This window comes from Pseudarthrobacter sulfonivorans, from assembly GCF_031454915.1.
GTDB classification, from domain to species: Bacteria; Actinomycetota; Actinomycetes; order Actinomycetales; family Micrococcaceae; genus Arthrobacter; species Arthrobacter sulfonivorans_C.
Genome location: NZ_JAVDRS010000002.1, coordinates 741,313 through 764,800 on the forward strand (window position 1 = coordinate 741,313; position 23,488 = coordinate 764,800).

Consider the following 23,488-nt stretch of genomic DNA (forward strand, 5'->3'; position numbering starts at 1 on the left):
ACCCGGCAACCCATCGCTGAACAAGCGCCCCCCGCGCGCCCAAAATCATTACAAATCTGGTTGTGTAAATAACTGATCTGGAAATTCTTATTTACAACTTTGTCATAACGATATAGGTTCATCCCCAGCGAACCACACCCAGGTCCGCTTCACCTGAACCTACAGAGGACAGCTATGACATCAACCAGGACTCTGGCCACAAGCCTCATGAGCCTCACAACAGCAGCACTGTTCGCCCTTTGCTCGGCAGGGCAAGCCACGGCGGCGCCCACAGCGTCGGACCACAATGACGTGTCCGGCGTCAGCAGCTCAACGGTCACCGATTCCGCCGGCGCCGACTACTGGACGCCCGAACGCATGCGCGGAGCAATACCGGGCGATGTGCTGGCGAAGAGGGCCCTGGACCGGCAGAAGGCCAAGAAGCCGGTCCTGCCGGCGCAGGCCAAGGCGGCCGAGAGTAAGATCGAAGGCTCCGCGCCGCAGATCCAGCAGAAGGCCAACGGCAGCGAAAATCCGGTGTCGCACATCGGCAAGGTCTTCTTCACTCTGGGCGGAGCGAACTACGTCTGCTCGGCAAACTCGGTGGCCTCCACCAACAGGAACACCGTCTCCACCGCCGGCCACTGCCTCAACGAAGGCCCCGGAGCCTTCGCCACAAAATTCACGTTTGTTCCTGCCTACCTCAACGGTGCGGCACCCTATGGGAAGTGGACGGCAAAGGCGCTCTACGCCCCCACCCAGTGGAGCTCGTCTGGCAGCATGCAGTATGACACCGGCTTCGCCGTGATGAGCCAGCTCAACGGCAGCAACCTCTCCGACGTCGTCGGGGCCTCCGGCGTCAGCTTCAACGCCGCACGCGGACTGGCCTACAAAGCATTCGGTTACCCTGCAGCCTCACCGTTCAATGGGGAATCCCTGAAGAGCTGCTCCGGCACCGCCACCAACGATCCCTACAACCCGCAGTTCAACACCCAGGGAATTCCCTGCAACATGACCGGCGGCTCCTCAGGCGGTCCGTGGTTCATCGGCACCAGCTCCAGCGGCTACCAGAACTCGGTCAACAGCTACGGCTACGGCAGCAAGTCCACCACAATGTACGGCCCGTACTGGGGCTCAGTGATCCAGCAGACGTACAACACCGCGTCCTCAGCCCCCTAAGCGGCGAGCGGCTCGGTAGAGAACGACGGCGGTCGTTTGGCGGCCGCCGTCCTTCTCGCCCTTGTGAAATCCTTGGAAAGCCTTTCCGGGTAACGCGCTCCCCGTTACCCCCGCAGCCCCACCCACCTACACCTTCCGGTGAATCGACTTGTAGCTCAGGTAGGCGTTCAGGCCCTCAATCCCGTACTCCGTTCCCAGCCCGGAATCGTGCCGCCCGCCAAACGGCGCGGCGTGGTTGGAGGCAAAGAAGTTCAGGCCCACGGAGCCGGTGTCCATCCGGTCAGCTACCGCGAGGGCAGCCTCGGAGTCTGCGCCAAAGACCAGCCCGCCCAGACCGAACTCGGTGTTGTTGGCGAGGGTCACTGCCTCCTCAACGCTGCCGCCGGCGTCGTTGTATTTGAGGATGGTGATCACCGGCCCGAAGATCTCCTCTCGCGAAATCCGCATGTCCGGCGTGACATCGGCGAACACGGTGGGTTCCACGAAATAGCCGTTCTCCAGTCCCCCACCCAAGGATGCAGCCCGCCCGCCGGTGGTGGCGCGGGCACCCTCGGCCAGCCCGGATTCCACGTATTCCAGCACGGTCCGGTACTGAGATTCCGTGGCGCAGGGACCGAAAACGGTGTCCGGTTCCAGCGGGTCGCCCTGCTTCCCGGCGGCGATGGTGGCCGTGACCATGTCCACCACCGCGTCGTAGCGGCTGGCGGGGGCAAGGATCCTGGTGGAGATGTAGCAGGTCTGCCCGGTGTTGCGCATGGAGGACTTGATGAGGACCTTGGACATGGCGTCCAGGTCAGCGTCGGGCAGCACAATGGCGCTGGACTTTCCGCCCAGCTCCAGCGTGACCGGGCGCAGCAGCTCACCGCAGGCCGCGGCAATTTTCCGGCCCACCGGCGTCGAACCCGTAAACGCCACCTTGGCCACGCCGGGGTGCTTGACCAGCACGTCGCCGAGCCGGCCGGAGCCGGTCACGAGGTTGACGACGCCGGCAGGGACGCCTGCCGCGGCGATCGCGTCGATGATCACCCGGATGGACAGCGGCGTGGGCGATGCCGGTTTGATCACCACGGTGCAGCCGGCCAGCAGTGCCGGTGCCAGCTTGATGATCACCAGGTTGATGGGGAAGTTCCACGGTGCGATCAGTGCGCACACTCCGAGCGGTTCGCGCCGGACCACGGACTCGCCGCCGCCGCGCGGAAACGGGCGGACGTCCTCCCGCTCGAGGTACCCGGCGAGGGTGGCGAAGTAGCGGAAGATGCCCGCCGCGTTGGCCGCCGCGCCGGCGGATTCGGCCACGGGCGAGCCGTTTTCTCGGGAGTTGGTCAGCGACAACTCCTCAGCCCGCTTCTCCACTTCGTCGGCGATCCGGAGCAGGTAGGCGGCCCGCTCGGACGGGGTCAGCCGGGGCCACGCGCCGTCGTCGGCACTGGAGAAAGCGCGCTGGGCGGAGCCGACGGCGGCGTCCACATCTTCCGGGGTTCCGTCCGGTACCGAGCCCCAGACTTCACCGGTGGCGGGGTCGGTCACCGGGTTCCGTCCGGTCCCCCGCGATGGTTGCCAGGCACCGTCGACGAAAATCGTGTCAACGTGCGTGTGCGGCAGGGACAGTTCCGCCCGGGCGGCCTGCGACGAAGCGTGGGTGGCGGAGGTCATCGGATCACTCCCGTCTTGAGCAGGGCGTTGGAGCGGTTGAGGTCGGCCGTCGCCATGTCCACGGCGGCCTGGGTGATGAGTTCGGGCACGATTTCGGTGGCCAGCCTGTCCGTGTAGGTGGCCGGGTCCATGGCGAACCATGAGGAAGCCAGCGAGATCCCGGCGCGGTCGAAACGCCACAGCCTGTCGGCGTCGCGCATCAACGCGTCCTCCAGGGACCGGGCCACCTGCCGGGTGTCATGGCCGTCGATGATGTCACAGACGCGTTCCACGAACTCAGCGGCGTAGCCCAGTTCCGGGAGCACCCGGCGTGCCACGTTGCAGCCCTGCTGCTCGTGTTCGTAGCGGATGGCGGCCTTGCGCCAGTCACCGGTGAAGCCCTCGGAAATGATGCGGGATTCGTCCACATGGGCCCAGCCGGTGTCGTGCAGCAGGGTGGCCACGCGCACCAGTTCGGCGTCGGCGTCGGGGTAGGCCCGGCACAGCCGCTCGGCGTAAGCCAGGGAGATGGGCAGATGGATGTCGTTGCCGCGCGTCCGGGTTTCGTGGACAACGGCCTTCCAGAGCGCGTCGAGCTCCTCAAGCGCAGCGGGCGTGTTGCAGATGGCGGTGGTGTCCACCGGACCGGCAGGGGGAACGGGCCGGATGCTGTACTCCGCGGCGAACGCCTCGGCCGGCACGTCCGGCCCGGCGGTGGGGCCGGCGTCCGTGCTGCCGGCTGCTACCGGAGTCTTAGGGGTGCTCATAATGCTCCTTCGGGTGGGCCAACCTACTGTTTGAGTGCAGCTAGCTGTCCGTGGTGATGGTCTTGAGTTGCGTGGCGGGGTCCGCCGCGGCGTCGGCCGGGATGTTCTGGCCCTTGGCCAGGGCGTTCTTTACGGCCATGAAGTCCAGCGGGGCATTGACGCAGTCGGCCGCGATGACCTGCCCCTGGCGGTAGTACAGGACGCTGAACTTTCCGCGTTCCTCGTCGCGCCGGAGCACCGTCTGGTCGTAGCCGTTGCACAGGCCCGCGATCTGCAGTTTGAGGTCGGCCTGGTTGGACCAGAACCACGGGATGCCCGCGTATTCCTCGCGCCTGCCCGTGAGCGAGTAGGCTGCCACTTTGGCATGTTCGATGGCGTTGTTGACGCTTTCCAGCCGGATCCGCTCCCCCGGCTCGGAACCGGGGACGGGGTTGGGCATGTTGGCGACGTCGCCCACGGCAACGGTGGTGCCGTCCGAGGCCAGGGCGAAGCGGTCCACCACCACGCCGTTGTCCACGGCCAGGCCGAGCTGCTCGGCCAGCTGGGTGTTGGGGACGACGCCTATGCCGATCAGCACGATCTGCGCCGGCAGCACCGTGCCGTCCTGAAGTTCGACGGCGGCGACCCGGGTCCCGCCGTCGGCCGCACCTGCGGTAAACCGCGCGGCGCTTGTGTTGAGCCGGATGTCCAAACCGCGGGAGCGGTGCGCCAGCAGGAAGTACTCGGCAGTCTCCTCCCCCACCGCCCGGCCCACCAGCCGCGGCCCGAATTCGAGCACTGTGACGTTTTTGCCCATCTTCTGCAGGCTGGACGCGGCCTCAAGGCCAATGAACCCGCCGCCGATCACCACCACATCGGTGGCGTCCCCCACCCGGGCCTTAAGCGCCAGGGCGTCGTCGGCGTTGCGCAGGTAGAGCACGCCGTCGAGGTCGCCGCCCTCGATCTCCAGCTTCCGGGCGCGGGCACCCACTGTCAGGGCCAGCCGTTTGAAGGGGTACTCCCGGCCGGAGGACGCGTGCGCCACCCCGGAACCGTCCGCCTCCTTGTCGATCCGGACGATGTACTCGCCCTTGACCAGGTCCACGTTGTGCTCGGCCCAGTACTCGTTGGAGCGGAAGATCAGCGATTCACTTTCCACCGTCCCCTGCAGGAACTCCTTGGACAGCGCCGGCCGCTGGTACGGCCGGTGGTCCTCGTCCCCGAGGAGCGTGATGTGCTCATCGAAGCCCAGGGCCCGGAGCGACACCGCGAGCTGGACGCCGGACTGGCTCGCCCCGATGATCAGGAGCCCGGTCCGGGTGGGAACAGTGGTGGCCGAGGTGCCGGTTGTGGCGCTGGCCGGCTGCGCCGCTGCGTGCGTGCCCACGGCTACACCTGGGTTTCCGGGGTGGTGACGAACAGTTCGGTTCCGTCCGTCAGGCGCAGCTGGCAGGACAGCCGGGAGTTATCCTCGCGGTCCACTGCGGTGCCGTAGAGCATCTCGTCCTCCATGTCCTCCATGGGCGGGAGCTGCGAAACGCAGTCATCCCGGACAAAGACGTGGCAGGTGGCACAGGACAGCGAGCCGCCGCACTCGGCCACGATGCCGGGAACGCCGTTGCGCACCGCGGTTTCCATGACCGAGTCGCCCACATTGCCCTCGACGTCGCGGATGGCGCCTTCAGCGTCGGTGAAGTGAACCGTTGGCATTGGTCCTCCTTGGGGTTGAAGTTGGTTGCTGGTGAAGGGACGGGCCATCAGATGAACTGCCGGCCGCCGTCCACCACCATGGTCTGTCCGGTGTAGTACGAGCTGTCCGGTCCGGCGAGGAAGAGCGCGGCCCCCACGATGTCCTCAGGCTGGCTGGCCCGCTTGATGGCACCGCGGTCCACGCCGTAATTCTCGGCGTTTTCCATCAGCCCGTAGCTGGCCTCTGTGAGGGTGAAGCCGGGGGCGATCGCGTTGACCGTGATCCCCCGCCGGCCCAGTTCCTTGGCCATGACCCGGGTCAGGGCCACCACTCCGCCCTTGGAGGCGACGTAGTGCAGCCACTGCTCCGAGCCGCTGAAGATGGTGGCGCTGGAGAGGTTGATGACCCGCCCGCCCTCCGGCAGGTAGGGACTCGCGGCGCGGGTGACCAGCCAGGGGCCTTTGAGGTTCACATTCATCACCAGGTCCCATTCGGCCGGGTCGATGTCCTCAAACGGCGTGCGGGTGACCGTCGCGTATACGGCGGCGTTGTTAAGGACGACGTCGATGCTTCCGTTTCCGAAGTCTGCGCACTTTTTCGCGAGGTCTTCCGTGGAGTCCACGCTGGTGACGTCGGCCGCGAAGGCCGCCGCCTCCGCACCGGCCTCGCGCACCAGTTTGGCGGTCTGCTCGGCTCCCTCGAGGTTGATGTCGGCCACCGCCACGCGGTAGCCGCGGCCGGCGAAGCCGAGCGCGAACGCCCGGCCCAGCCCGCCTGCGGCACCGGTGATGAGGACGGTCCGGGTGCGCTGAAGGTCCATGCCACCGAGGGTATATTCCGCGGTAGGCATCTTCGGCTCAGACATGGCTGTGGGTGTGCGCGCCGGGGCCAGCTACAACTAGCTCATCCTCGGCATCCAAGATCTGGACCGTGCCCTTGGTCCCGTCAACGCGCAGCCGCTGGCCGGTCTTGATGGTGGTGGACGCGGAGCCTGTCCCGGTGACGGCGGGCAGTCCGTATTCCCGGCACACGATCGCAGCATGGCTCATCATGCCGCCGATGTCTGTGACGGTGGCCTTGATCTTGCCGAAGATCGGGCCCCAGGACGGTGCCGTCACGGTGGCAACCAGGATTTCTCCCTGCTGGATCTCGGAGAGCTGGTCGGCGTCGGTGATCACCCGGGCCAGGCCTTCCACCACGCCGGGGGACGCGGCCATGCCGCGCAATCCGCCGCCCTCCACTTCCTCGCCGGCGCCCAGCCACTGCTGGACCTGCTCGGTGGTGATGCCCCAGAGCATCCGGGTGAAGGGTTCGGTGATGGACTCCGGCGGGGTGTTCAGGGCCGGGGCCGGACGTGCGGTCTTCAGCGCGTCCACGATGCCGCGGCGGCGTTCGATTTCCTCCGGCCAGTAGTCGGGGCCGATGGGCCTGGCTCCCACGCCCCAGCCGGTGACCAGGTCAAAGAGGGCGTCGCGGACTTCGTTGCGGCCCAGGTAAAGCAGGTCGTCAGGTTCGGTCCAGAAGCCCTCGGCGGCCATCATGCGGGACAGCTCGCGGACCTTGCGCCAGAAGACGCCCATGGTCCAGTGCTCGATGTAGAAGTTGTGGTTTTCCACGTACGGGTAGGCGGTGGCGGCGAGGCCGCGCTTGGCGTCGAAGATGGCCTGGTTGTCGCCTTCGAGCAGGTCGCGGTATTCCTCGATGATGCGGTCGCGTTCGGCGATGAGGGCTTCGACGGGCCGCATGATTTCCTGGCCCTCGTCCACGCGGCGGATGTAGTCCGCGATGTAGCCCAGCGGGATCTCCTGGTGCTCGTTCCAGTACTTGTCGTGGCCGTAGAAGCCGTTGCCCACGGTGAAGTTGAACCACGGGTCCTTGGCACCCTCGTACTGTGCCATCCACTGCTCCCCGCCGGGAGCCGCGGCGATGGCACCCAGGGTGGCACCGACGTCGTCCGTGTTCCCGAAGTGGGGCTGGAGCCCCAGCTCCACGGCGAGCTTGGCGAGCTGCTTGAGCTCGTCGTCCGGGCGGAAGAGTTCCATGTCCACGCCCTGCACCATGGTGGCGATGGACTGGTCAGGAACGTTGGGGAAGACCTGCTTGCAGAAGTTGAAGAAGTCCAGGTAGGCGATGTAGCCAAGGTTCAGGAATTCGAAGTGGTACTGCCAGTTCTGGTAGGCCAGTTGGATGAGGCGGTCGTAGCTTTCCAGCAGCTTTTCGGAGCCGTCCTTGCCCTTGCCGGAAATGATGTCCTCCATGGGGACCATGTCCGGGAGCTTCGGGAAGGAGATGGTTTCCATCTCGGCGATGGTGCTCTTGACCTTGACGTGCCAGTCCTTGAGGAGCTGCTCCCAGTTCTGGAAGTAGTGGCCCACCCGCTGTTCGAACAGGGGCACGCGCGCTGCGATCTGGTCCTCCGGCACCGGAATGGGTGACATGTAGAGGTAGCCCAGGTGGACGCGGAATTCGATGCCGTTGGCGTTCGGGATCATCAGGTGCCGGGCGTTGTACTGGCCCAGGCACTTGACTGCGAATTCGCCGCCGATGGTTTCGAAAGGCTTGTACACGGTGGGCCAGTGCTGGCTGTCGCAGAACCAGAACTTGGCGTCTTCCTGCTCCTTGAGCTTGTCCTGGAAGACCAGATAGTAGGGATAGATCTTTTCCCAGCCCTCGGCGCCGGCGGGGACCGCGAGCTCGGAGGGTTTGGGGAAGGACTTCAGGGACATGGCGGTCCTTTCAATGGGGCTCAGCGTCGAGCCTTGGTGGGTGGAGCCTTTTATGGAGCCTTAGGCGGAGGGGTTCAGTGTTGGCGTGCTGAATCCGCTGAAATAGCCGCCGGGGACGACAGGCTGCTGGGCTGTCTGCGGAGCCGGCTTGGAGGAATGGACGGTTTCGGGGCGGGACTGCAGCAGCAGGAGATTTTCGCCGTCCGGCAGGTCCGCGTCGAGGGCCCACTCGATGTCCTGCGGGCACTTGTAGTGCTTCTCGGCGCGCTTAGCCATCTGCGCGACGGCGGTGAGTTCCGTATCGGTGAGGCTGCGGCGGCCGCGGCGTTCGGCGTCGACGTCGCGTTCCACGAGGCGTTTGGCATCCGCGTCCGGGACCAGTTCGGCATGCTTGTCGCCGAGGTGGTCGGTGACGACGGCGAGCGTGACCTTATCCAGGACGATGTTGTCCGGAGTGACCTGGCCCGAGACCACCATTTCGCCCACCCCGTAGGAGGAATCGATGGTGATTTTTGAACGGTCACCGTTGGTGGGATCCATGGTGATGGCGACGCCGGAGACACGGGAGTTGACCATCTTCTGCACCACCACGGCCATCGACAGTCCCTCATCGGGGATGTTGTTCTTGAGCCGGTAAATGATGGCGCGGGAGGTGTAAAGCGAGGCCCAGCACTGGCGGATGTGCTCGGTGACTGCCTTGACGCCGTCGAGCCACAGGTAGGTGTCCTGCTGGCCGGCGAAGGAGGCGTCCGGCAGGTCCTCCGCGGTGGCGCTGGAACGGACGGCCACCGGGACCGGGGCGTCAAAGCGGTTCATAAGGGATTCATAGGCCCCTACGGTGAGTTCACGCATGGCCTGGGGCACCGGGCGGGAGCAGATGTCCTCTCGGATGTCGGCGGAGACCTTGTCTACCTGCTTCATGTCCTCGGGATCGAGTTCCGCGAGCAGCTGGTTGATCTTGGCGGTGATGCCGGCTTCGTGCATAAACGCGTCGAACTGCGCGGTGGTAACCACAAAACCGGGCGGGACAGGCATGCCGGCAGAGGTCATGGTGACCAGGGATGCACCCTTGCCGCCAAGGTTTTCAAGCTTCGGCTCAATTCCGCCGTCGAAGAACTGGATGTATACGTTGCTTTGCATGGTGCTTAGGCCTCCCAGCTGACAGGAACGGTCTCGGGGACACGGAAGGAGAGGTTTTCGCGGAAGGCGATGCCGTCCGGGTCCTCGAGCTGCAGCTCCGGGGCGAGCCGGGCCACTTCCTCGAGCGCGATTTTGGCCTGGAGCTTGGCGAGCATGTTGCCCAGGCAGTAATGGATTCCGAACCCGAAGGAGAGGTGCTCGCGGGCGTTGGGGCGGGAGATGTCGAAGTCCTCGCCTGCCTCGAACTTGCCTTCGTCGCGGTTGGCCGAGCCCATCAGGAGCAGCAGTTGAGAGCCTTCCTCGATGGGCACGCCGCCCACTTCGGTGTCTTTCAGGGCCTTGCGGCGCCAGCCGACGATGGAGCCGGCGTAGCGCAGGACTTCGTCGATTGCGGCGGGGATCTTCTTGGGATCCTCCACCAGCTGCTGCCACTGTTCGGGGCGGGCCAGAAGCTCGCGCAGGGCGTTGGAGATCAGGGTGGTGGTGGTCTCGTGGCCGGCGAAGAGCAGACTGTAGAGGACTGAGGCGATCTCGTGGTCCGAGATTTCGGCGCCTTCCTGCTGGGCTTTGACGAGGTCGCCGGTGAGGTTGTCACCGCCCTGTTCGTGGGCCACGCGGACCAAGCGGAGGCATTCCTGCCAGTACTCCACCAGGTTGTGGGCGTGCGGGATCTGTTCCTCATCGGTCAGGTCGCCCCAGGTCATCGCGGCGCGGGAATCGGACCAGCGCTTGAAGGTATCCACCTGGGAGACGTCCGCACCGATCAGCGTCAGGATGGTGATGGTGGGGACGTCGTAAGCGAGGTCTTTGACCAGGTCGCCGCGGCGTTCGGGGCGGGCCAGCATTTTTTCGATCAGGGCCACGACGTTCCGCCGGATGAAGGGCTCGAGCGCCTTGTAGCGGCGTGGGGTGAAGGCCTTCTGGACCACGGCGCGGATGCGGGTGTGTTCCGGCGGACGCCTTGCGGAAAGGCCGGAGTAGGCGGTGAAGCCGCCCTCTTCCATGATCTTCTTGGCGGCGGGGCCGCGTTCGCGGACCGGGGCCTGCGCGTTTTCGCTGGAGAAGGTTTCCCAGTCCTCGAAAACTGCTTTGATGTCGTCGTAGCGGGAGACGACGTAGAGGCCCACGCGGTCATCGAACATCACGGGCTGTTCGGTCCGCAGCTCGGCGTAGGCGGCGAAGGGATCCTTCATCTGGAAGGGCTCGTAGCCGTGATGCCCTTCGGGGGCTTCGGCGCCGTAGCCGAAGGGACAGCGGCCGGCCGTTTCTGTCGACGATGACATCTGGACTCCTGGTGTCTTGGTGGCGCCCGGCACCCGTTAGGGTGGTGGGGTTTCTTAGGCACCAGTGTGGTCCACATCACCGGCCCATGGATATGGGTGGCTTCCACTGGGCGGAAGTGAACTGCGGAGGCTGACGCACGTTTCCTAGAAAAACACAAGGTGCCGGCAGCAAGCTCATCGCGGGGGCACAACTACATCACCAGCACCACGTCGCCCCCTCGGACAGGACAGTTTGCCAATAGGGGGGCGCATCGTGCGTGTAGACCAGCAAGACCAAGAAGTGCGGCTGAAAGGCCGCCTGGCTCGGCGCCGGCGGGTGGTGGGGATGGCGGCTCTGGGCGCTGTCCTTGCGTCAGGGCTGAGCGCTCTGCCGCCGGCCGTTGCGGCGCTGCCTGCAGGCGGTGCCGGACTGTCGCAGTCCGCTATGGCGGGGATGCTGCCGGCAGCCCTGCCTGCCGGCACTGCGGGCGTGGGCCCGATCGACCCGACCAACGGTTACCCGTACTGGTATGCGGACGGAGGAGATGCGGATAAAGGTCTGGAGCCCGTCCGGCTCGAGCTGTGCCTGGACACGCAGGGCTGCCCGGTCATCGGTATCGAGTACGATCCGTCGCAGCCGCTAGCCATCCCCGGAAACTTTCCCGAAGAGTCGTTCTGGTGGTCGGGCGAAACCTCGCTGACCTTGCCCGGCGGGGCCGAGGCACGTCTAATCATGGCCCAGGAGGCGGCCTTCACGGGTGAAGCGGCGGCCCAGGGGCAGCAGAACGGATTCGCCCGGCTTCGGATCCGTCTCGAGGACGGTGTGCCGGGCCAGCAGTACACCTTTACCCACCCGTACGGTGTCGACGTCCTCACGGCCGATGACCAGGGACGGATCCGCTACACGGAAGACATCGGCTGCATGCAGCAGCCTTGCAGCTGGGATGAGCCTTCCAAGGGACGCGTCGGCCCATTCCTGCGCTGGGACCCCGCGGTCCAGCCCTTGGCACCTGTTGGTTTCATCGGTGACCCCAACGTCGAACACGAGGTGGTGGGCAGCCCTTACGGCACGGACTACTTCCAGGTCTCCGGTCCCGGGACGGCAGGGAGCGAAACGGCTCGGACGGATGTGTTCGCCATTCAGGGCAAGATCGCCACCCTGAAGGCCGGTGTGGACAAGCCTGGCGGCGTCTACAATTCTGCGCAGGCGATCAAAATCCAAGCGTCATTGCCCGACAAGGCGAGGATCATCTACACCACGGACGGCACGGATCCGCGCATCAACGAGGACGGGACCGTCAACGGTACCGAATTCGTTCCGGAGAAGGGTGACCTCGCCGCGGCAGCTACCGTCGAACTGGCCACGCCCGGTCCAACAACCCTGAAGTACATGGCGGTCGACCTCGAGTCGAAGGATAAGGCCACGGCGATTTACACCGAAGATTACGAGCTCGACGCCAGCCGGCCCTGGTTGGAGGCAACACCGAATGCGGCCGCCGGTCCCTTGGCCGGGCCGCAGAGCGTCACCCTGACCGGGTCCACCAACGATCCTGCCACGGCACCGAATATCTATTACACGATGGATGGCGCGGCCCCGGAGTTCACAGGGGAAGGGGAACCGGCCGGCTCCACCCGGGAATACACCGGTCCGATCCCCCTCGGCATGTCCGCCACCATCCGGGCCGTTGCCGTCGACCCGGCAACCGGAACTTCGGGCGAGGTCCGTTCCTTCCCGTTCGAGGTCCACAACCTTTCTGCCATCGGTCCGGTGGGTGACCATGGGTTCCCCCTCTGGCTCAAGGACCATGGCTGGGAAGGCCAGGAACCTGTCCAGCTGGACCTGTGCCTGGATGACCCGCTGTGTCCGGTCGTCGATGACCGGCCCGATCCCACTCAGCCGACCTCCTGGCCAGATAACTTCCCGGGCGAGGCGTTCTGGTTCTCCTCCGACACAGTGGTTACGGTGGGCGGCGAAGAGGTCCGGCTGACGCTGGGCTCGGAGGCCGCCTTCGGTGCGGACTTCGTACAGGCGAACGCGCAGATCGGCTTCGGCCGGGTCCGGATCCGCGGCGATGAGGTCTTCGAACCGGGGGCAACGTACCGGTTTACGCATCCTTACGGAACGCTGGATCTGACCGCGGACATTGACGGCAACATCAACTACACGGAAGATCTGGGCGCCATGAACGCCACGGGCGACTTCTCCGGGATGTTGGCGGGACGGATCGGTCCGTTCCTGCGCTGGACCGAAGGCGCACCCGAGGGCTACCTCGGCGACGGCGCGACGCCGCACGCCGTGGTTGGCAGCCCGTATGACACAAACTTCTTCAGGATCGAGCAGATAGCCTACGCCAGCGGCGACGCGCTCGAGAACCCGGAGGTTCTCGCCGAGACCGACGAGTTCGTGGTTCAGGGCCGGACCACCGGCGCGACCCCGCCGACGCCGGAGCCGACACCGACAGCCACGGCGGGCACAGCCGGAGGGCTGTTCGCCGCGGACCAGCTGGTGGCGCTGACCGCAGCACCGGATACCGCACAGATCTTCTTCACGACAGACGGCACGGACCCGACGACGGGCAGCACACTGTACACGGAACCGATCGCGATCACGGCCGAGGGCGTGACGACGATTAAGTTCATCGCGGTGAACAACGGCGTCGCCTCCGGGATCGTGACAGAAACGTTCACCTTGGACAAGACGGCGCCCGCCCTGACTGCAAATGTCGACGGGAGCGAGGTGCCCGCGGACACCGCACTGACCCTGTCGGCCGAGGAGAACGCGTCCATCTTCTTCACCCTGGACGGCACCGTGCCGACTGCTGACAGCACCTTGTACGCCGCACCGGTGCAGCTCGCCGGAGGCCAGACCCTGCGGGCCATCGCCATCGACGGCGCCGGTAACGCCAGCGGCATCGGCAGCTGGACCGCTGCCGCGGCAACAGGCGGAGAGGCTCCGGGTGGTGGCGGCAACCCCGGTGGTGAGAGTCCGGTCGATCCGCCGGCCGAGGAACCTGTGACGCAGGAGTCCTCCGGCCGCGACTTCACCGGTGATTCGAAGGCCGATGTCATCACGACGGACACCTCCGGCAAGCTGTGGCTGTACGTTGGCAACGGCAAGGGAGGCTTTGCGGCCAGGAAGCAGATCGGCCGGGGCTGGGACAGCATGACCAGCGTTGTCAGCGCCGGCGACACCAACACCGACGGCAAGGCGGACCTGGTGGCCCGCGACAAGGCCGGCAAGCTATGGCAATACGCCGGCACCGGCACCGGCTTGTTCGCGCCGAGGAAACAGATCGGGTGGGGCTGGAACGGCATGACCAGCATCGTTGCCCCCGGTGACTTCAGCGGCGACGGTAAAGCTGACCTGGCAGCCCGCGACAAGGCCGGCAACCTCTGGCTCTACGCCGGCGACGGCAAGGGCAGCTACGCCCCGAAGAAGATCGGCTGGGGCTGGAACAGCATGACCATGATTGTCGGTGTTGGCGACACCACCAGTGACGGCAAGAACGACCTGATTGCCCGCGACACGGCCGGGAACCTGTGGCTCTACGGGGGCAAGGGTGACGGAAACCTGGCGCCGAAAAAGAAGATCGGCTGGGGCTGGAACAACATGACACTGCTGATGGGGCCCGGCGACTTCAGCGGTGACGGCAAGAACGACCTGATTGCCCGCGACACGGCCGGGAACCTGTGGCTCTATGGGGGCAAGGGTGACGGAAACCTGGCGCCGAAAAAGAAGATCGGCTGGGGCTGGAACATCATGAAGAAGATCTTCTGATCCGTTCCAGACCACACTGAACCAGCTCCACAGTAGGCACGCACAGTGGCCCCCACCGGTTTTCCGGCGGGGGCCACTGCTGTACACCCGGCATGGGCATTTGTTTTTTGGTGCTTCTTCAGGCGCCGGCGTACTGGGATTCGACGGCGGCGTTCAGTTCTTCGAGGGTCGGCGGGTTCGCTCCCGGGCGCCGTATGGTGATGCCCGGGGAGGTGAATTGTGAGCCTTCAGCGCCCTTGGTGATGACTGTTAACCTGACGCCCAGTCCGAGAATGTGAGCCGCGGCTACGTCCAGGCTTTCCGGGGCGATGGCCGTGAGGTAATCCATGGGCTATTGCGTGACCTTAAGTTCGTGAACCGTCAGGTTCCGGAATGTGGCTGTTCCTTCGTGGGCGTAGAGCCGGATGCAGTTGTCGCCCTCAAGCGGGAAGACTCGATGTGAGTGCACGACGCGCCCGTCTCCGACGAACATCTCGACGCTCGTGCGGTCCACGAGGATGCGGATCGTGAGGCGTCCTGTCGAGGGGTCGATCGGGGTTTGGGTTTCGCCGGCCGTTGGGTTGATCGTGGGGCGGCGGTTGAGGTACGCGAAGGGGCCGCGGAGGAATGCCCCTGCAGCGACATGCCTTCCGCCGCCGGGTGCGCGGCATACCTCTAAACCAACGTTGGCGGGCGCGGCGGCGGGGTCCCACACCAGCTCGCAGGACAGGTCGTAGGCGAGTGCCCGGACGTTGAGGTCGCGCGTGCCCGCTACCTGCACGTCGCCCAGGCGATGCGTGCGCTGCACGTGGTTCACAAGCGCGGCCGTGGGTGCGGAGGCGAGGTAGTAGCCACCGTTTCCCTGCTTCAGGCGGACGTCGCGCACAATCATGTCGTCGCCGTTGTAGGCGTCGGTCGCGAGGGTGGGCGTGTTGTGGGGATAGTCCCAGAAGTTCGCCCATCCGATCGCCCGGCGGAGGGTGTCGTCCTCGGCCCCGGTCGCGTCGTGATGCGGGTAGGTCACTGCCCCGTAGAAGTCGAAGCCATAGTCGAGCCATTCCGGCTCGGGATGGTCGGGGGTGAAGGAACTGCCGTCGAAGTCGCCGGTCCAGTACGCGTAGGTCGCGGGCAGGCCGCGGCCTTTGCCGTTCGCGCTCGTGCCGAGGATCCAGTGTGACGTACCGTCGTCAGCGGCCATGCGGAAGATGTCGGGGCACTCGAGCACCCCCAGGTCGGTGCGGACGAATTCGCCGACGCGCTGCCAGGACCGCAGGTCCGGGGAGGTATAAAAGCCGAGCTTTTGCCCCTCGGCGTTGGCCATGAACCACCGCTCACGGTCGGCGTCCCAGATCACCTTGGGATCGCGGAAGTCGGGCACTCCGGGGTTGGGCAGCACCGGGGCCGTTCCACCGGGCTGGAACGAGCGCCCGCGGTCGGTCGAGTACCAAAGGTACTGGGCCTGGCGACCAACAGGCGCCTGCGTCACGAGGGCGATCACCGCGCCGTCGCCGTATCCCGCGGTGTTTCGCTCGTCAACCACAAGGCATCCTGACCAGCAGTCACCGTTGCCGTTGCTGAACTTCGGGATCGCGACGCCGCGGTCACGGAAGGCGACGTGATCGCTTGTCGTCGCGCGGCGCCACGACGTACCCCCGCCGCCATCCAGGTAGTCGGCGTTGTATAGGTAGTAGTAGTGGTACTGCCCGTCAACATAGATGGGGCGCTGCGGGTCGTTTTTCCAAGCGTCGGGCACGCTGAAGTGATACATCGGCCGCATCCGGGATGATCCTTTCGAGAGGGAGCCGCCCGGCGCCGTGTCGGAAGTGACCGACGGGGCCGCCGCGGCGGCAGACCCGGCAAGCGGTCCGGACAACGCGAGCGATCCGCCGAGCGCAACCGCACCGGCGCCGGTAAAGAGTGCACGGCGGGAAACCGCGGGTGAATCTTCCATGAGTTCGCTTTCGTTCTGAGGAACGGGACGGAAAGGTACCGGGTTGGCCTGTGTTAGGGCAACAGGGTCCTGCTACCTTCAAAGATTTCAGCCATGGTCCATGCGTCGAGGGAGAGCAGCCGCACGGTACCTTCGGAGGCCGCGAGGCTCACGTGTTCACCGCCCAGGGTGGGGTAAACGCGGGCAGTGAGGGGCATTCCGTTGGCAAAAATTTCGAGGGCGGATCGGTCCAGGAGGACACGCAGGTGGACCCGGCCTTCGGGCATCGGGAGCGGTCCGGACTTGTCCTCCACATCAACAGTCGGATCCAGGCTGCTCCGGGTGCGGTCGAGGCGGAGTGTGCCGTGGTCGCCGCCTTCGGCGGCCCGGCACAGCTCGATCACTGTTTCCTCCTTCGGTGTTCCGTTGGCACCACCGTCAGCCGATCCCAGCAGGCCCAGCCGCAGCACAGCACCCGGCGCGAGCTGGATGTCCAGTTCAAGGTCCAGTTGGCTGCCGGACACCCCCGTATCCGCAGGGGTCCCGGCGCCCGTCAGCACCTGTCCCGGGAGGCTTACGGTGTCCCGGCGCAGCTTCTTGATTTCGGGCACGGGTGCGAAACGGAGGGTTCCGTCGTCCGCCAACGTGGCGACCCGCGGCAAGCTCATGACGCCCGACCAGCCGGCCTCCACCATCGCGGCGTCGCTGCGGCCCTCCTGGAGCCAGCCAAACATGATGCGCCGGCCGGACTCGTCCAGGAACGACTGCGGCGCGTAGAAGAACCGCCCGCCATAGTCGAGCCGATGCAGCCCGGCAGGTTCGAAGGAGTCCCCCGAGTAGCGGCCGGTCCAGTACAGCGGGTGCAGGGTCTCGCCGTCGTTCCATGCGGAAAAGACCAGCACATCGGATGCGTTATCAGCAGAAGAGGGTGTGCCTAACGGGCGCCCGTCGACCCTGAACAGGTCCACGCATTCCCACATGGTGCCGGTCCAACCGGTATCACCGGAAGCTCCTTGCGAGGCATCGCCAATGAACAGCGGCCCGATGTAATCCCACGCCCGCAGATCGGCCGACTCGTAAAGGAACGCTGTGCCGCCGCGCCCGCGGATGCCCGAGCCCACCAGTTGCCGCCATTTTGTGCCCTCGCGCCACACGCAATGGTCGCGGTAGGCGGTGATGTCGACGCCGGCCGGCGGGGCTGCAATGACTGGATTCTCGGGCACTTTGGTCCAGCTCGAAAAATCAGCAGACCCCACGGCGACGCATGCCAACTCCCGTTCTCCGGCCCGTCCCGAGTAGACCAGGGTGGGCGTGCCGTCGTCGTTGACCAAAACCCCGGACCAGCAGCCCTCGGCGTCCGGACCCTCGGACGGTGCCAGCGCGACTGGATGGTCGGACCAGGTGACGAGGTCGGTGCTGGTGGCGTGGCCCCACTGGATGTGGTGGTGGAAAGCGCCCTCCGGATTGTATTGGTAGAAGAGGTGGTAGGTGCCGTTCCACTGGCTTACGCCGTTGGGATCGTTGAGCCAGCCGGCCGGTGAAACGAAGTGGAAGCGGGGGCGGAGCGGGTCAGCCTCGGCGCGGGCAACAAGCTCGTCTTGGGGAACGGTGGCGAGCGGGTGGGTCAGTTCGGTCATGCGGAGGCCTTCTTGTCTGTAGGTCCCGTTGCCGGCGCGGGTTCAGTCGCCAGCGCATGGCCGCCGGCGCCGGCGAGCGGCCGGTAGAGGTGGCAGCGGACCCAGTGGCGGTTGTGGGGGTCGCCCACGTGGTGGCGTACGGGTTCCTCGACGGAGCAGGGCTGGTCCGGATCGCCGTCAAAAGCGCAGTTCGTCGAGGCCATGACCGCTTGGCGCAGTTCGGCACGGCGGACGGGATCGTAGGAGCCGGCCCGGGCCGGGTCCGGGACGGCTGAGACCAGCAGCTGCGTGTAGGGGTGGGCCGGGTTGGCCAGCAGGTCCAGGGACTCGCCTTCTTCAACGATCTCTCCGGCGAACATCACCGCGGTCCGGTCCGCGAGGTAACGGGCTGAGGCGAGGTCGTGCGTGATGTAGAGCATGGAGATCCCCTGCTCATCGCGGAGCTTCCGCATCAGGTTCAGCACGCCGATCCGGACCGAAACGTCCAGCATGGACGTGGGTTCGTCAGCGAGGATGACCTGGGGTTTTACGGCCAAAGCCCGGGCGATCGCGACCCGTTGACGCTGTCCGCCGGAGAGCTCGTGGGGGTAGGAGTTCAGCATGTCGGCCTGCAGGCCCACGGTGGTCATGAGCTCCTCGAGGAGGCGTTGGGTCTCCAGTTCGGCTCCGCGGCCGCCTGCGCCGCCCTTCCCGTGGATCGCCAAAGAACGACGCAGGAAGTGCTCCACCCTGTGTGCCGGGTTCAGCGAGCCGAAGGGGTCCTGGAAAACCATCTGCAGTTGGGAGCGGAACGCCCGCGATGCCTGGAAACGGTCGCGCGTGAGTACATCGACGCCGTCGAGCAGGATGGCACCGGAGCTCGGCTTCTCGAGCCGGGCAACGCAGCGGGCCAAGGTGCTCTTGCCCGATCCGGATTCCCCCACCAGTGCGACGATTTCGCCGCGGCCAATGGCCAGGTCAACGCCGTGCAGAGCCCGGACCTCGTCCCGGGAGAACAGGCCGCCGATGGGGAACGACTTACCCAGCCCGCGGACCTCGAGGGCAGGGGTTTGGGTGGAAACATCCGGCCGTGATGAAGACTGCAGAAGGTGGCTCATCGTGCGGCTCCTTCCAGGACGGCTGCTTCGGCGTCGGCACCAAACGGGGCCACAAGATGGCCGGGCGCCGCTTCGGCGAGGTCCGGGATGCTCCGGAACTTCACGCCGTCGGGCAGTCCGGTGAGCGGAACCCGCGGGCCGGTGAGCGGCGGGAACGCGCCCATAAGGGCCTGAGTGTAGGGGTGTCGGGGGTTGGTATAGACGTCCTGGGCTTTTGCGGTCTCCACGATCCGACCGCCGTACATCACGGCCATGCGGTGCGAGAGCTCCACCATGAGGGACATGTCGTGGGTGATGAAGAGGACGGAGAACCCCAGTTCGCGTTGGAGTTCCTTGATTTGGGCCATGATTTCCTGCTGCACCACCACGTCCAGCGCGGTGGTGGGTTCGTCGAGGATCAACAGGGACGGCTTAAGCGCCACGGCCATGGCGATCACGGCGCGCTGGCGCATGCCGCCCGAGAGCTGGTGCGGGTAGGACTTGAGGCGTGCGGGGTCGATCCTCACCAATTCGAGCAACTCACCGGCACGCCGCAGCGATTCCTTGCGCGAGTAGCCGGCATGAGTGGTGAAAATATCCACGATCTGCTCGCCGATGGTCAGCACCGGGTTGAGGGAGTTCATGGCCGACTGGAACACCATGGCCACGTCCTGCCAGCGGAAGCGCCGCAGCTCCTCCGGGCTCATGGCCAGGACGTCCTTGCCGCCGAAGGAGATGCTGCCGCCGGCGATCTTCGCGGGATCCTTCAGGAGCCGCATGATCGAGTTGGCGATGGTGGACTTCCCACAGCCGGACTCGCCCGCCAGCCCGAACACCTCACCGGTGCCGATGCTGAAGGAAACACGGTCGACGGCGGTGGTAGAGCGGGTGTCGCCGATGTACTTGACGATGAGGTTCTTGACGTCCAGGACGGGCTCGTGGGAGCCGAAGGAAACTTGGGAAACTGTCACTTGGCGGCGCTCCTTTCGGTAATTTTGGGGGTTTTGATCTTCCGCAGCCGCGGGTTGGTGACTTCGTCCACGGCGTAGTTGATGAGTGCCAGGGCGAACGCGACCAGCGCGATGCAGACGCCCGAGGGAACAAAAACCCACCAGCTGCCGGTGAGCAAGGCGCCCTCGTTGCCGGCCCAGAAGAGGTTGTTGCCCCAGGAGACGGTGCTGACGTCGCCCAGGCCAAGGAACTCCAGGCCTGCCTGGGCGCCGATGCCGTAGATCACGCAGGCCAGCAGGGTACCCATGACGATCGAGGCCATGTTCGGCAGGATCTCGCGGAACATGATCCGGCCCGCCCGCTCGCCGGACACCACGGCCGCGGCCACAAAGTCCTTTGAGCGGATGGACAGCGCCTGGGAGCGCAGTACACGTGCCGACCCAGCCCAGCCGGTCACAACGAGGACCAGGATCACGGTTCCCAAACCCGGCGGCAGGAACGCGGCCAGGATGACAAGGAGCGGAAGTCCGGGCAGGAGCAGGAAGACGTTGGTCACCAGGGACAGTGCTTCGTCAATGAACTTGCCAAAGTACGCCGAGGCCAGGCCCACCAGAATGCCGATGAACGTGGATGCGAAGCCGACAGTCAACCCGACGAACAGGGAACTGCGGGAGCCGTGGACAGTCAGGGCAAGCACGTCCTGACCTTTAGCCGTGGTGCCGAGCCAGTGCTCGGGAGACGGTTCCAGCGAGGCCATCGCGGTGATCCGGGACGGGTCGCCGGGGAACAGCACGGGGGCCAGCAACGCAAGCACGATGAACGCGAGCATCACGATCATGCCCGCCAGGGCCTTCTTGTTGGTGATAAGTCCGTGGACAAAACTGCGGTTGGGCTTGCGGGCAGCTGCGGGCTCAGTGGACTCAGTGGGCTGCTTCAGAATTGCGGTTGTCATGATCGGTCCCTCAGTTGCTGCGCACGCGCGGGTCGAGGCGGACGTAGAGGATGTCCACCAGGAAGTTCGCCAGCAGCACGGCGGCGGTGATGGTCAGGAACAGGCCCTGCATAAGCGGGTAATCGAGGCCTTGGACGGCGTTAAGGAGCTGATAGCCGACGCCTGGATACGCGAACACCACCTCGGTGAGCAGCGCACCACCCACCACAAAGCCCAGGCCCATGCCGAAGCTCGTGACCGACGGGAGCATGGCGTTCCGTGCTGCATAGCGGAGCATGATGCGGCCCGGCCGGAGACCCTTCGCCTCGGCCATGGTGATGTAGTCCTCGGAGTTCGTGGCGATCATGGTGTTCCGCATGCCTAACATCCAGCCGCCAATGGATACCAGCACGATCGTCAGCGCCGGGAGTACAAGGTGCGCACCGACGTCGCCGATGAACTCCCAGGTAAACGCAGGCTCCAAACCGGCCGTGAACGCGTGGCGGATCGGGAACCAGCCCAGCACCACGCCAAACAGGTACAGCGCACCCATCGCGAGCCAGAAGTAGGGGAAGGAACCGATGAACACCAGCACCGGCGGCAGCGCCGAATCGATGGCACCGCCGCGCCGCCAGGCTGCGAGGATCCCAAGCAGGTTGCCCACGACGGCGGCAATCACCAGCGCGGTCCCGCCGAGCAGGAGGGTCCAGCCGATCTGGGACGAGATGACTTCGGTGACCGGGGTGGGGAAACGGGAGATCGAGACGCCCATCTGGCCTGTGAACACATTGTGCAGGTAGCCGATGTATTGCTCCCAGAGGGGCCGGTCATCCACGCCGAGCAGCTTGCGCAGCGCCTCGATCTGTTCAGGCTGCATTCTGTCCTGGGTGCGGGCGAACATACGGGATACGGGGTCGCCGGGCATGAAGCGCGGGAGCAGGAAATTCAGGGTGATGGATGCCCAGAAGGCGATCAGGTAGAAACCCAGACGGCGAAGGATGAAGTGCACGGTTTCCCTCCATTTCGGGAATTGTGGAAAGTTTGGGGGCACGCCCGGCGGGGTTTATCGCCCGCCGGGCGTACAGAATGAGCTGGTGGATGGGCCCACGCCGCCCGGGTTCCCTGGCCGAAGCGAAGCGAGGCCAGGGAGGCGGTGGGACTACTTGCGCGGTTCCAGCGTGGTCAGCACCAGGACAGTGGTGGGTGCACGGACCGAGAGGGTTGCGTACGGGTTGTCCTCAGTAGGCCAGCCGGTGAAGCGGGTGTCCGTGAAGGCACCCCATTCCGGGCCGGAGAAGAGCGGTACCAGCGGAGCGGCGTCGTTGTACTCTTCCTGCAGCTTGTTGGCGATGTCCTGCTGCTTGGACTCGTCGGACTCGGCCGCGAACTCGGCCAGCAGGGCATCAGCCGTGGTGTCTCCGAAGCGGTGGTAGTTGTCGAACGTCTTGGTGCCCACCGGCTTCACAGTTGATGTGCCCATCACGGCTGCGAAGTACTTGTACGGGCTGGGGTCGTTGGCACTCCACACAATGCCGGAGTCAAAGTCGCCGGTCTCGTAGCCAGCCACCACGGCAGCCCAGTCCGGCGAGTCCACCTTGGCCGTCACGCCAACCTCAGCAAGGTTCTGTGAGATCACGTTGGCCACGGACAACCAGTCAGAGGACGTCGCACCCACGGAGATCTTGAACTCAAACGGCTTGCCGTCCTTGAGCGTGCGCTTGCCATCAGCACCCTTGGGGTAGCCGGCCTTGTCCAGGAGGTCGTTGGCCGCCTGCACATCAAGCTTGGTCCAGGTGCAGTTGTCCTTGACCTCGTTGTTCTTCCAGGTTTCGTAGTTGCCGGAGAGTCCCGTGCAGTCGGCGGGCTCGGCGTAGCCGCTCATGCCGATCTTGGTCACCTGATCACGGTCCACAGCCATGCTGAGCGCCTTGCGGACGTCAACGTCGTTGAACGGCGCCTTGGTGGTGTTGAGCTGCCAGTTGATCATGGCACCCGTGGGAGGGAACCAGTACTGGCGGTGTTCCTTGTCCTTGGAGACGAACGTCTTTTCAATGTTCGGAATGTACTGCGGAGCCCAGTCGACGTCGCCGTTGGCAGCGGCGAGGTTGGCGCCATCGTTCCCCGCAAAGGCCAGCATCTTGATTCCGGCGATCTTCTGCTTTTCCGGCTGCCAGTAGTTGGTGTTCTTCTTCAGCACGAAGGACTGCGCCTGGAAGCTGTCCACTTCGGTGTACGGGCCGGTGCCGACCGGCGTGGCGTTGGCGTCCTTCTCCGGGTCAGCCAGCGCCGACCAAATGTGCTTCGGCAGGATGCTGAGCTGTCCGACCTCGTAAAGGGCCGGCGACCATGGCTTGTTGAAGTTAAACGTGACCGTGTTTCCTTCTGCGGTCACCGTCTCCAGGTACTCGAGGCCGCCCTTAATCTTCTTCTGGAGTTCGAAGGTGTAGGCGACGTCGTCGGCCACCAGGGGCTGACCGTCGGACCACTTCACGCCGTCGCGCAGGGTGAAGGTGACGGACTTGCCGTCTTCGGCGGCCTTCCACTCCGTGGCGAGCCACGGCACGGTGTCTCCCTTGGCCGGGTTGAAGATCAGGAGGGATTCGTAGATGGACTGCTGGACCATCGGGTTCACGGCGGGCGCGAACGGGTTGAAGTTCTGCACGAACGTACCCATGTCCTCACGCGGAATAGTCAGGAAGGCGTTCGCATTCGCTGCCGCGTCGGTGCCTCCGGAGTTGTTCACAGTGGCCGTACAGCCGGTCAGCAGCATTGCGCCCACAGCCAGTCCGGCCGCTGCAATGCGGGCAGACCTCAAGTATCGGGGTTGTGTCATGATGGTTATCTCTTTCCTA

At 65.4% G+C, this 23,488-nt stretch carries 18 protein-coding genes; 2 read left to right on the forward strand and 16 right to left on the reverse strand.

What is annotated here, in order from left to right; translation table 11 throughout:
* Positions 1-174: 174 nt before the first annotated feature.
* Complete coding sequence (locus J2808_RS07415; protein WP_309813874.1) at positions 175-1,158, forward strand: trypsin-like serine peptidase; 984 nt, start codon at positions 175-177, stop codon at positions 1,156-1,158.
* Between the two features lie 126 nt (positions 1,159-1,284).
* Here J2808_RS07415 and J2808_RS07420 read toward each other — a convergent pair whose 3' ends face one another.
* Genes J2808_RS07420 through J2808_RS07455 form a run of 8 tightly spaced genes read right to left on the reverse strand, consistent with a single transcriptional unit; the run spans position 1,285 to position 10,375 of the window.
* Positions 1,285-2,811 (reverse strand): aldehyde dehydrogenase family protein, encoded by a 1,527-nt coding sequence (locus J2808_RS07420; RefSeq protein ID WP_309813877.1) that lies wholly within the window; start codon positions 2,809-2,811, stop codon positions 1,285-1,287.
* Positions 2,808-3,557: an HD domain-containing protein gene (locus J2808_RS07425; protein WP_309813879.1), complete on the reverse strand. Its 750-nt coding sequence runs from the start codon at positions 3,555-3,557 to the stop codon at positions 2,808-2,810. Before J2808_RS07425 ends, J2808_RS07420 begins: the two co-directional genes overlap by 4 nt.
* A gap of 40 nt (positions 3,558-3,597) precedes the next feature.
* Positions 3,598-4,923 carry an NAD(P)/FAD-dependent oxidoreductase gene (locus tag J2808_RS07430; protein ID WP_309813882.1) on the reverse strand — a complete coding sequence of 442 codons (1,326 nt, stop codon included), beginning with the start codon at positions 4,921-4,923 and terminating at the stop codon, positions 3,598-3,600.
* A 2-nt stretch (positions 4,924-4,925) separates the two neighbouring features.
* Complete coding sequence (locus tag J2808_RS07435) at positions 4,926-5,246, reverse strand: 2Fe-2S iron-sulfur cluster-binding protein (protein WP_309813885.1); 321 nt, start codon at positions 5,244-5,246, stop codon at positions 4,926-4,928.
* Between the two features lie 47 nt (positions 5,247-5,293).
* Positions 5,294-6,091: an SDR family NAD(P)-dependent oxidoreductase gene (locus J2808_RS07440; RefSeq protein WP_309813887.1), complete on the reverse strand. Its 798-nt coding sequence runs from the start codon at positions 6,089-6,091 to the stop codon at positions 5,294-5,296.
* Entirely contained in the window at positions 6,084-7,952 is a 1,869-nt protein-coding gene (locus J2808_RS07445) for a PEP-utilizing enzyme (RefSeq protein ID WP_309813890.1), read from the reverse strand. Before J2808_RS07445 ends, J2808_RS07440 begins: the two co-directional genes overlap by 8 nt.
* 60 nt (positions 7,953-8,012) lie before the next feature.
* Positions 8,013-9,092 (reverse strand): PEP/pyruvate-binding domain-containing protein, encoded by a 1,080-nt coding sequence (locus J2808_RS07450; RefSeq protein ID WP_309813893.1) that lies wholly within the window; start codon positions 9,090-9,092, stop codon positions 8,013-8,015.
* A gap of 5 nt (positions 9,093-9,097) precedes the next feature.
* On the reverse strand, positions 9,098-10,375 hold the full coding sequence (locus J2808_RS07455) for a cytochrome P450 (protein ID WP_309813896.1): 1,278 nt from the start codon (positions 10,373-10,375) through the stop codon (positions 9,098-9,100).
* Between the two features lie 253 nt (positions 10,376-10,628).
* On the opposite strand from J2808_RS07455, the gene J2808_RS07460 reads away from it, so the two are divergent.
* Complete coding sequence (locus J2808_RS07460) at positions 10,629-14,132, forward strand: chitobiase/beta-hexosaminidase C-terminal domain-containing protein (protein ID WP_309813898.1); 3,504 nt, start codon at positions 10,629-10,631, stop codon at positions 14,130-14,132.
* Between the two features lie 118 nt (positions 14,133-14,250).
* On the opposite strand, the gene J2808_RS07465 is transcribed toward J2808_RS07460, so the two are convergent.
* From J2808_RS07465 to J2808_RS07500, 8 genes are all read right to left on the reverse strand, one after another.
* Positions 14,251-14,460: a hypothetical protein gene (locus J2808_RS07465; RefSeq protein ID WP_309813901.1), complete on the reverse strand. Its 210-nt coding sequence runs from the start codon at positions 14,458-14,460 to the stop codon at positions 14,251-14,253.
* A 3-nt stretch (positions 14,461-14,463) separates the two neighbouring features.
* Positions 14,464-15,888 (reverse strand): glycoside hydrolase family 32 protein, encoded by a 1,425-nt coding sequence (locus J2808_RS07470; protein WP_309814243.1) that lies wholly within the window; start codon positions 15,886-15,888, stop codon positions 14,464-14,466.
* 227 nt (positions 15,889-16,115) lie between these two features.
* Positions 16,116-17,678 carry a glycoside hydrolase family 32 protein gene (locus J2808_RS07475; protein ID WP_309813903.1) on the reverse strand — a complete coding sequence of 521 codons (1,563 nt, stop codon included), beginning with the start codon at positions 17,676-17,678 and terminating at the stop codon, positions 16,116-16,118.
* A complete protein-coding gene (locus tag J2808_RS07480) occupies positions 17,675-18,775 on the reverse strand; it encodes an ATP-binding cassette domain-containing protein (protein WP_309813906.1) in 1,101 nt (366 codons plus the stop codon). The genes J2808_RS07475 and J2808_RS07480 overlap by 4 nt, the downstream gene beginning before the upstream one ends.
* On the reverse strand, positions 18,772-19,725 hold the full coding sequence (locus J2808_RS07485) for an ABC transporter ATP-binding protein (RefSeq protein WP_309813908.1): 954 nt from the start codon (positions 19,723-19,725) through the stop codon (positions 18,772-18,774). The genes J2808_RS07480 and J2808_RS07485 overlap by 4 nt, the downstream gene beginning before the upstream one ends.
* Complete coding sequence (locus J2808_RS07490) at positions 19,722-20,657, reverse strand: ABC transporter permease (protein ID WP_309813911.1); 936 nt, start codon at positions 20,655-20,657, stop codon at positions 19,722-19,724. The genes J2808_RS07485 and J2808_RS07490 overlap by 4 nt, the downstream gene beginning before the upstream one ends.
* 10 nt (positions 20,658-20,667) lie before the next feature.
* Positions 20,668-21,645 carry an ABC transporter permease gene (locus J2808_RS07495; RefSeq protein WP_309813915.1) on the reverse strand — a complete coding sequence of 326 codons (978 nt, stop codon included), beginning with the start codon at positions 21,643-21,645 and terminating at the stop codon, positions 20,668-20,670.
* A 150-nt stretch (positions 21,646-21,795) separates the two neighbouring features.
* Positions 21,796-23,469: an ABC transporter substrate-binding protein gene (locus J2808_RS07500; RefSeq protein WP_309813916.1), complete on the reverse strand. Its 1,674-nt coding sequence runs from the start codon at positions 23,467-23,469 to the stop codon at positions 21,796-21,798.
* Between the last annotated feature and the right edge of the window lie 19 nt (positions 23,470-23,488).

Excerpts from the sequence above, each read along its gene's own strand:
- J2808_RS07440 (WP_309813887.1), bottom strand. The coding sequence starts at position 6,091 with ATGTCTGAGCCGAAGATGCCTACCGCGGAATATACCCTCGGTGGCATG.
- J2808_RS07415 (WP_309813874.1), top strand. The coding sequence starts at position 175 with ATGACATCAACCAGGACTCTGGCCACAAGCCTCATGAGCCTCACAACA.
- J2808_RS07480 (WP_309813906.1), bottom strand. The coding sequence starts at position 18,775 with ATGAGCCACCTTCTGCAGTCTTCATCACGGCCGGATGTTTCCACCCAA.
- J2808_RS07435 (WP_309813885.1), bottom strand. The coding sequence starts at position 5,246 with ATGCCAACGGTTCACTTCACCGACGCTGAAGGCGCCATCCGCGACGTC.
- J2808_RS07450 (WP_309813893.1), bottom strand. The coding sequence starts at position 9,092 with ATGCAAAGCAACGTATACATCCAGTTCTTCGACGGCGGAATTGAGCCG.
- J2808_RS07465 (WP_309813901.1), bottom strand. The coding sequence starts at position 14,460 with ATGGATTACCTCACGGCCATCGCCCCGGAAAGCCTGGACGTAGCCGCG.
- J2808_RS07445 (WP_309813890.1), bottom strand. The coding sequence starts at position 7,952 with ATGTCCCTGAAGTCCTTCCCCAAACCCTCCGAGCTCGCGGTCCCCGCC.
- J2808_RS07425 (WP_309813879.1), bottom strand. The coding sequence starts at position 3,557 with ATGAGCACCCCTAAGACTCCGGTAGCAGCCGGCAGCACGGACGCCGGC.
- J2808_RS07420 (WP_309813877.1), bottom strand. The coding sequence starts at position 2,811 with ATGACCTCCGCCACCCACGCTTCGTCGCAGGCCGCCCGGGCGGAACTG.
- J2808_RS07475 (WP_309813903.1), bottom strand. The coding sequence starts at position 17,678 with ATGACCGAACTGACCCACCCGCTCGCCACCGTTCCCCAAGACGAGCTT.
- J2808_RS07500 (WP_309813916.1), bottom strand. The coding sequence starts at position 23,469 with ATGACACAACCCCGATACTTGAGGTCTGCCCGCATTGCAGCGGCCGGA.
- J2808_RS07470 (WP_309814243.1), bottom strand. The coding sequence starts at position 15,888 with ATGCGGCCGATGTATCACTTCAGCGTGCCCGACGCTTGGAAAAACGAC.
- J2808_RS07490 (WP_309813911.1), bottom strand. The coding sequence starts at position 20,657 with ATGACAACCGCAATTCTGAAGCAGCCCACTGAGTCCACTGAGCCCGCA.
- J2808_RS07455 (WP_309813896.1), bottom strand. The coding sequence starts at position 10,375 with ATGTCATCGTCGACAGAAACGGCCGGCCGCTGTCCCTTCGGCTACGGC.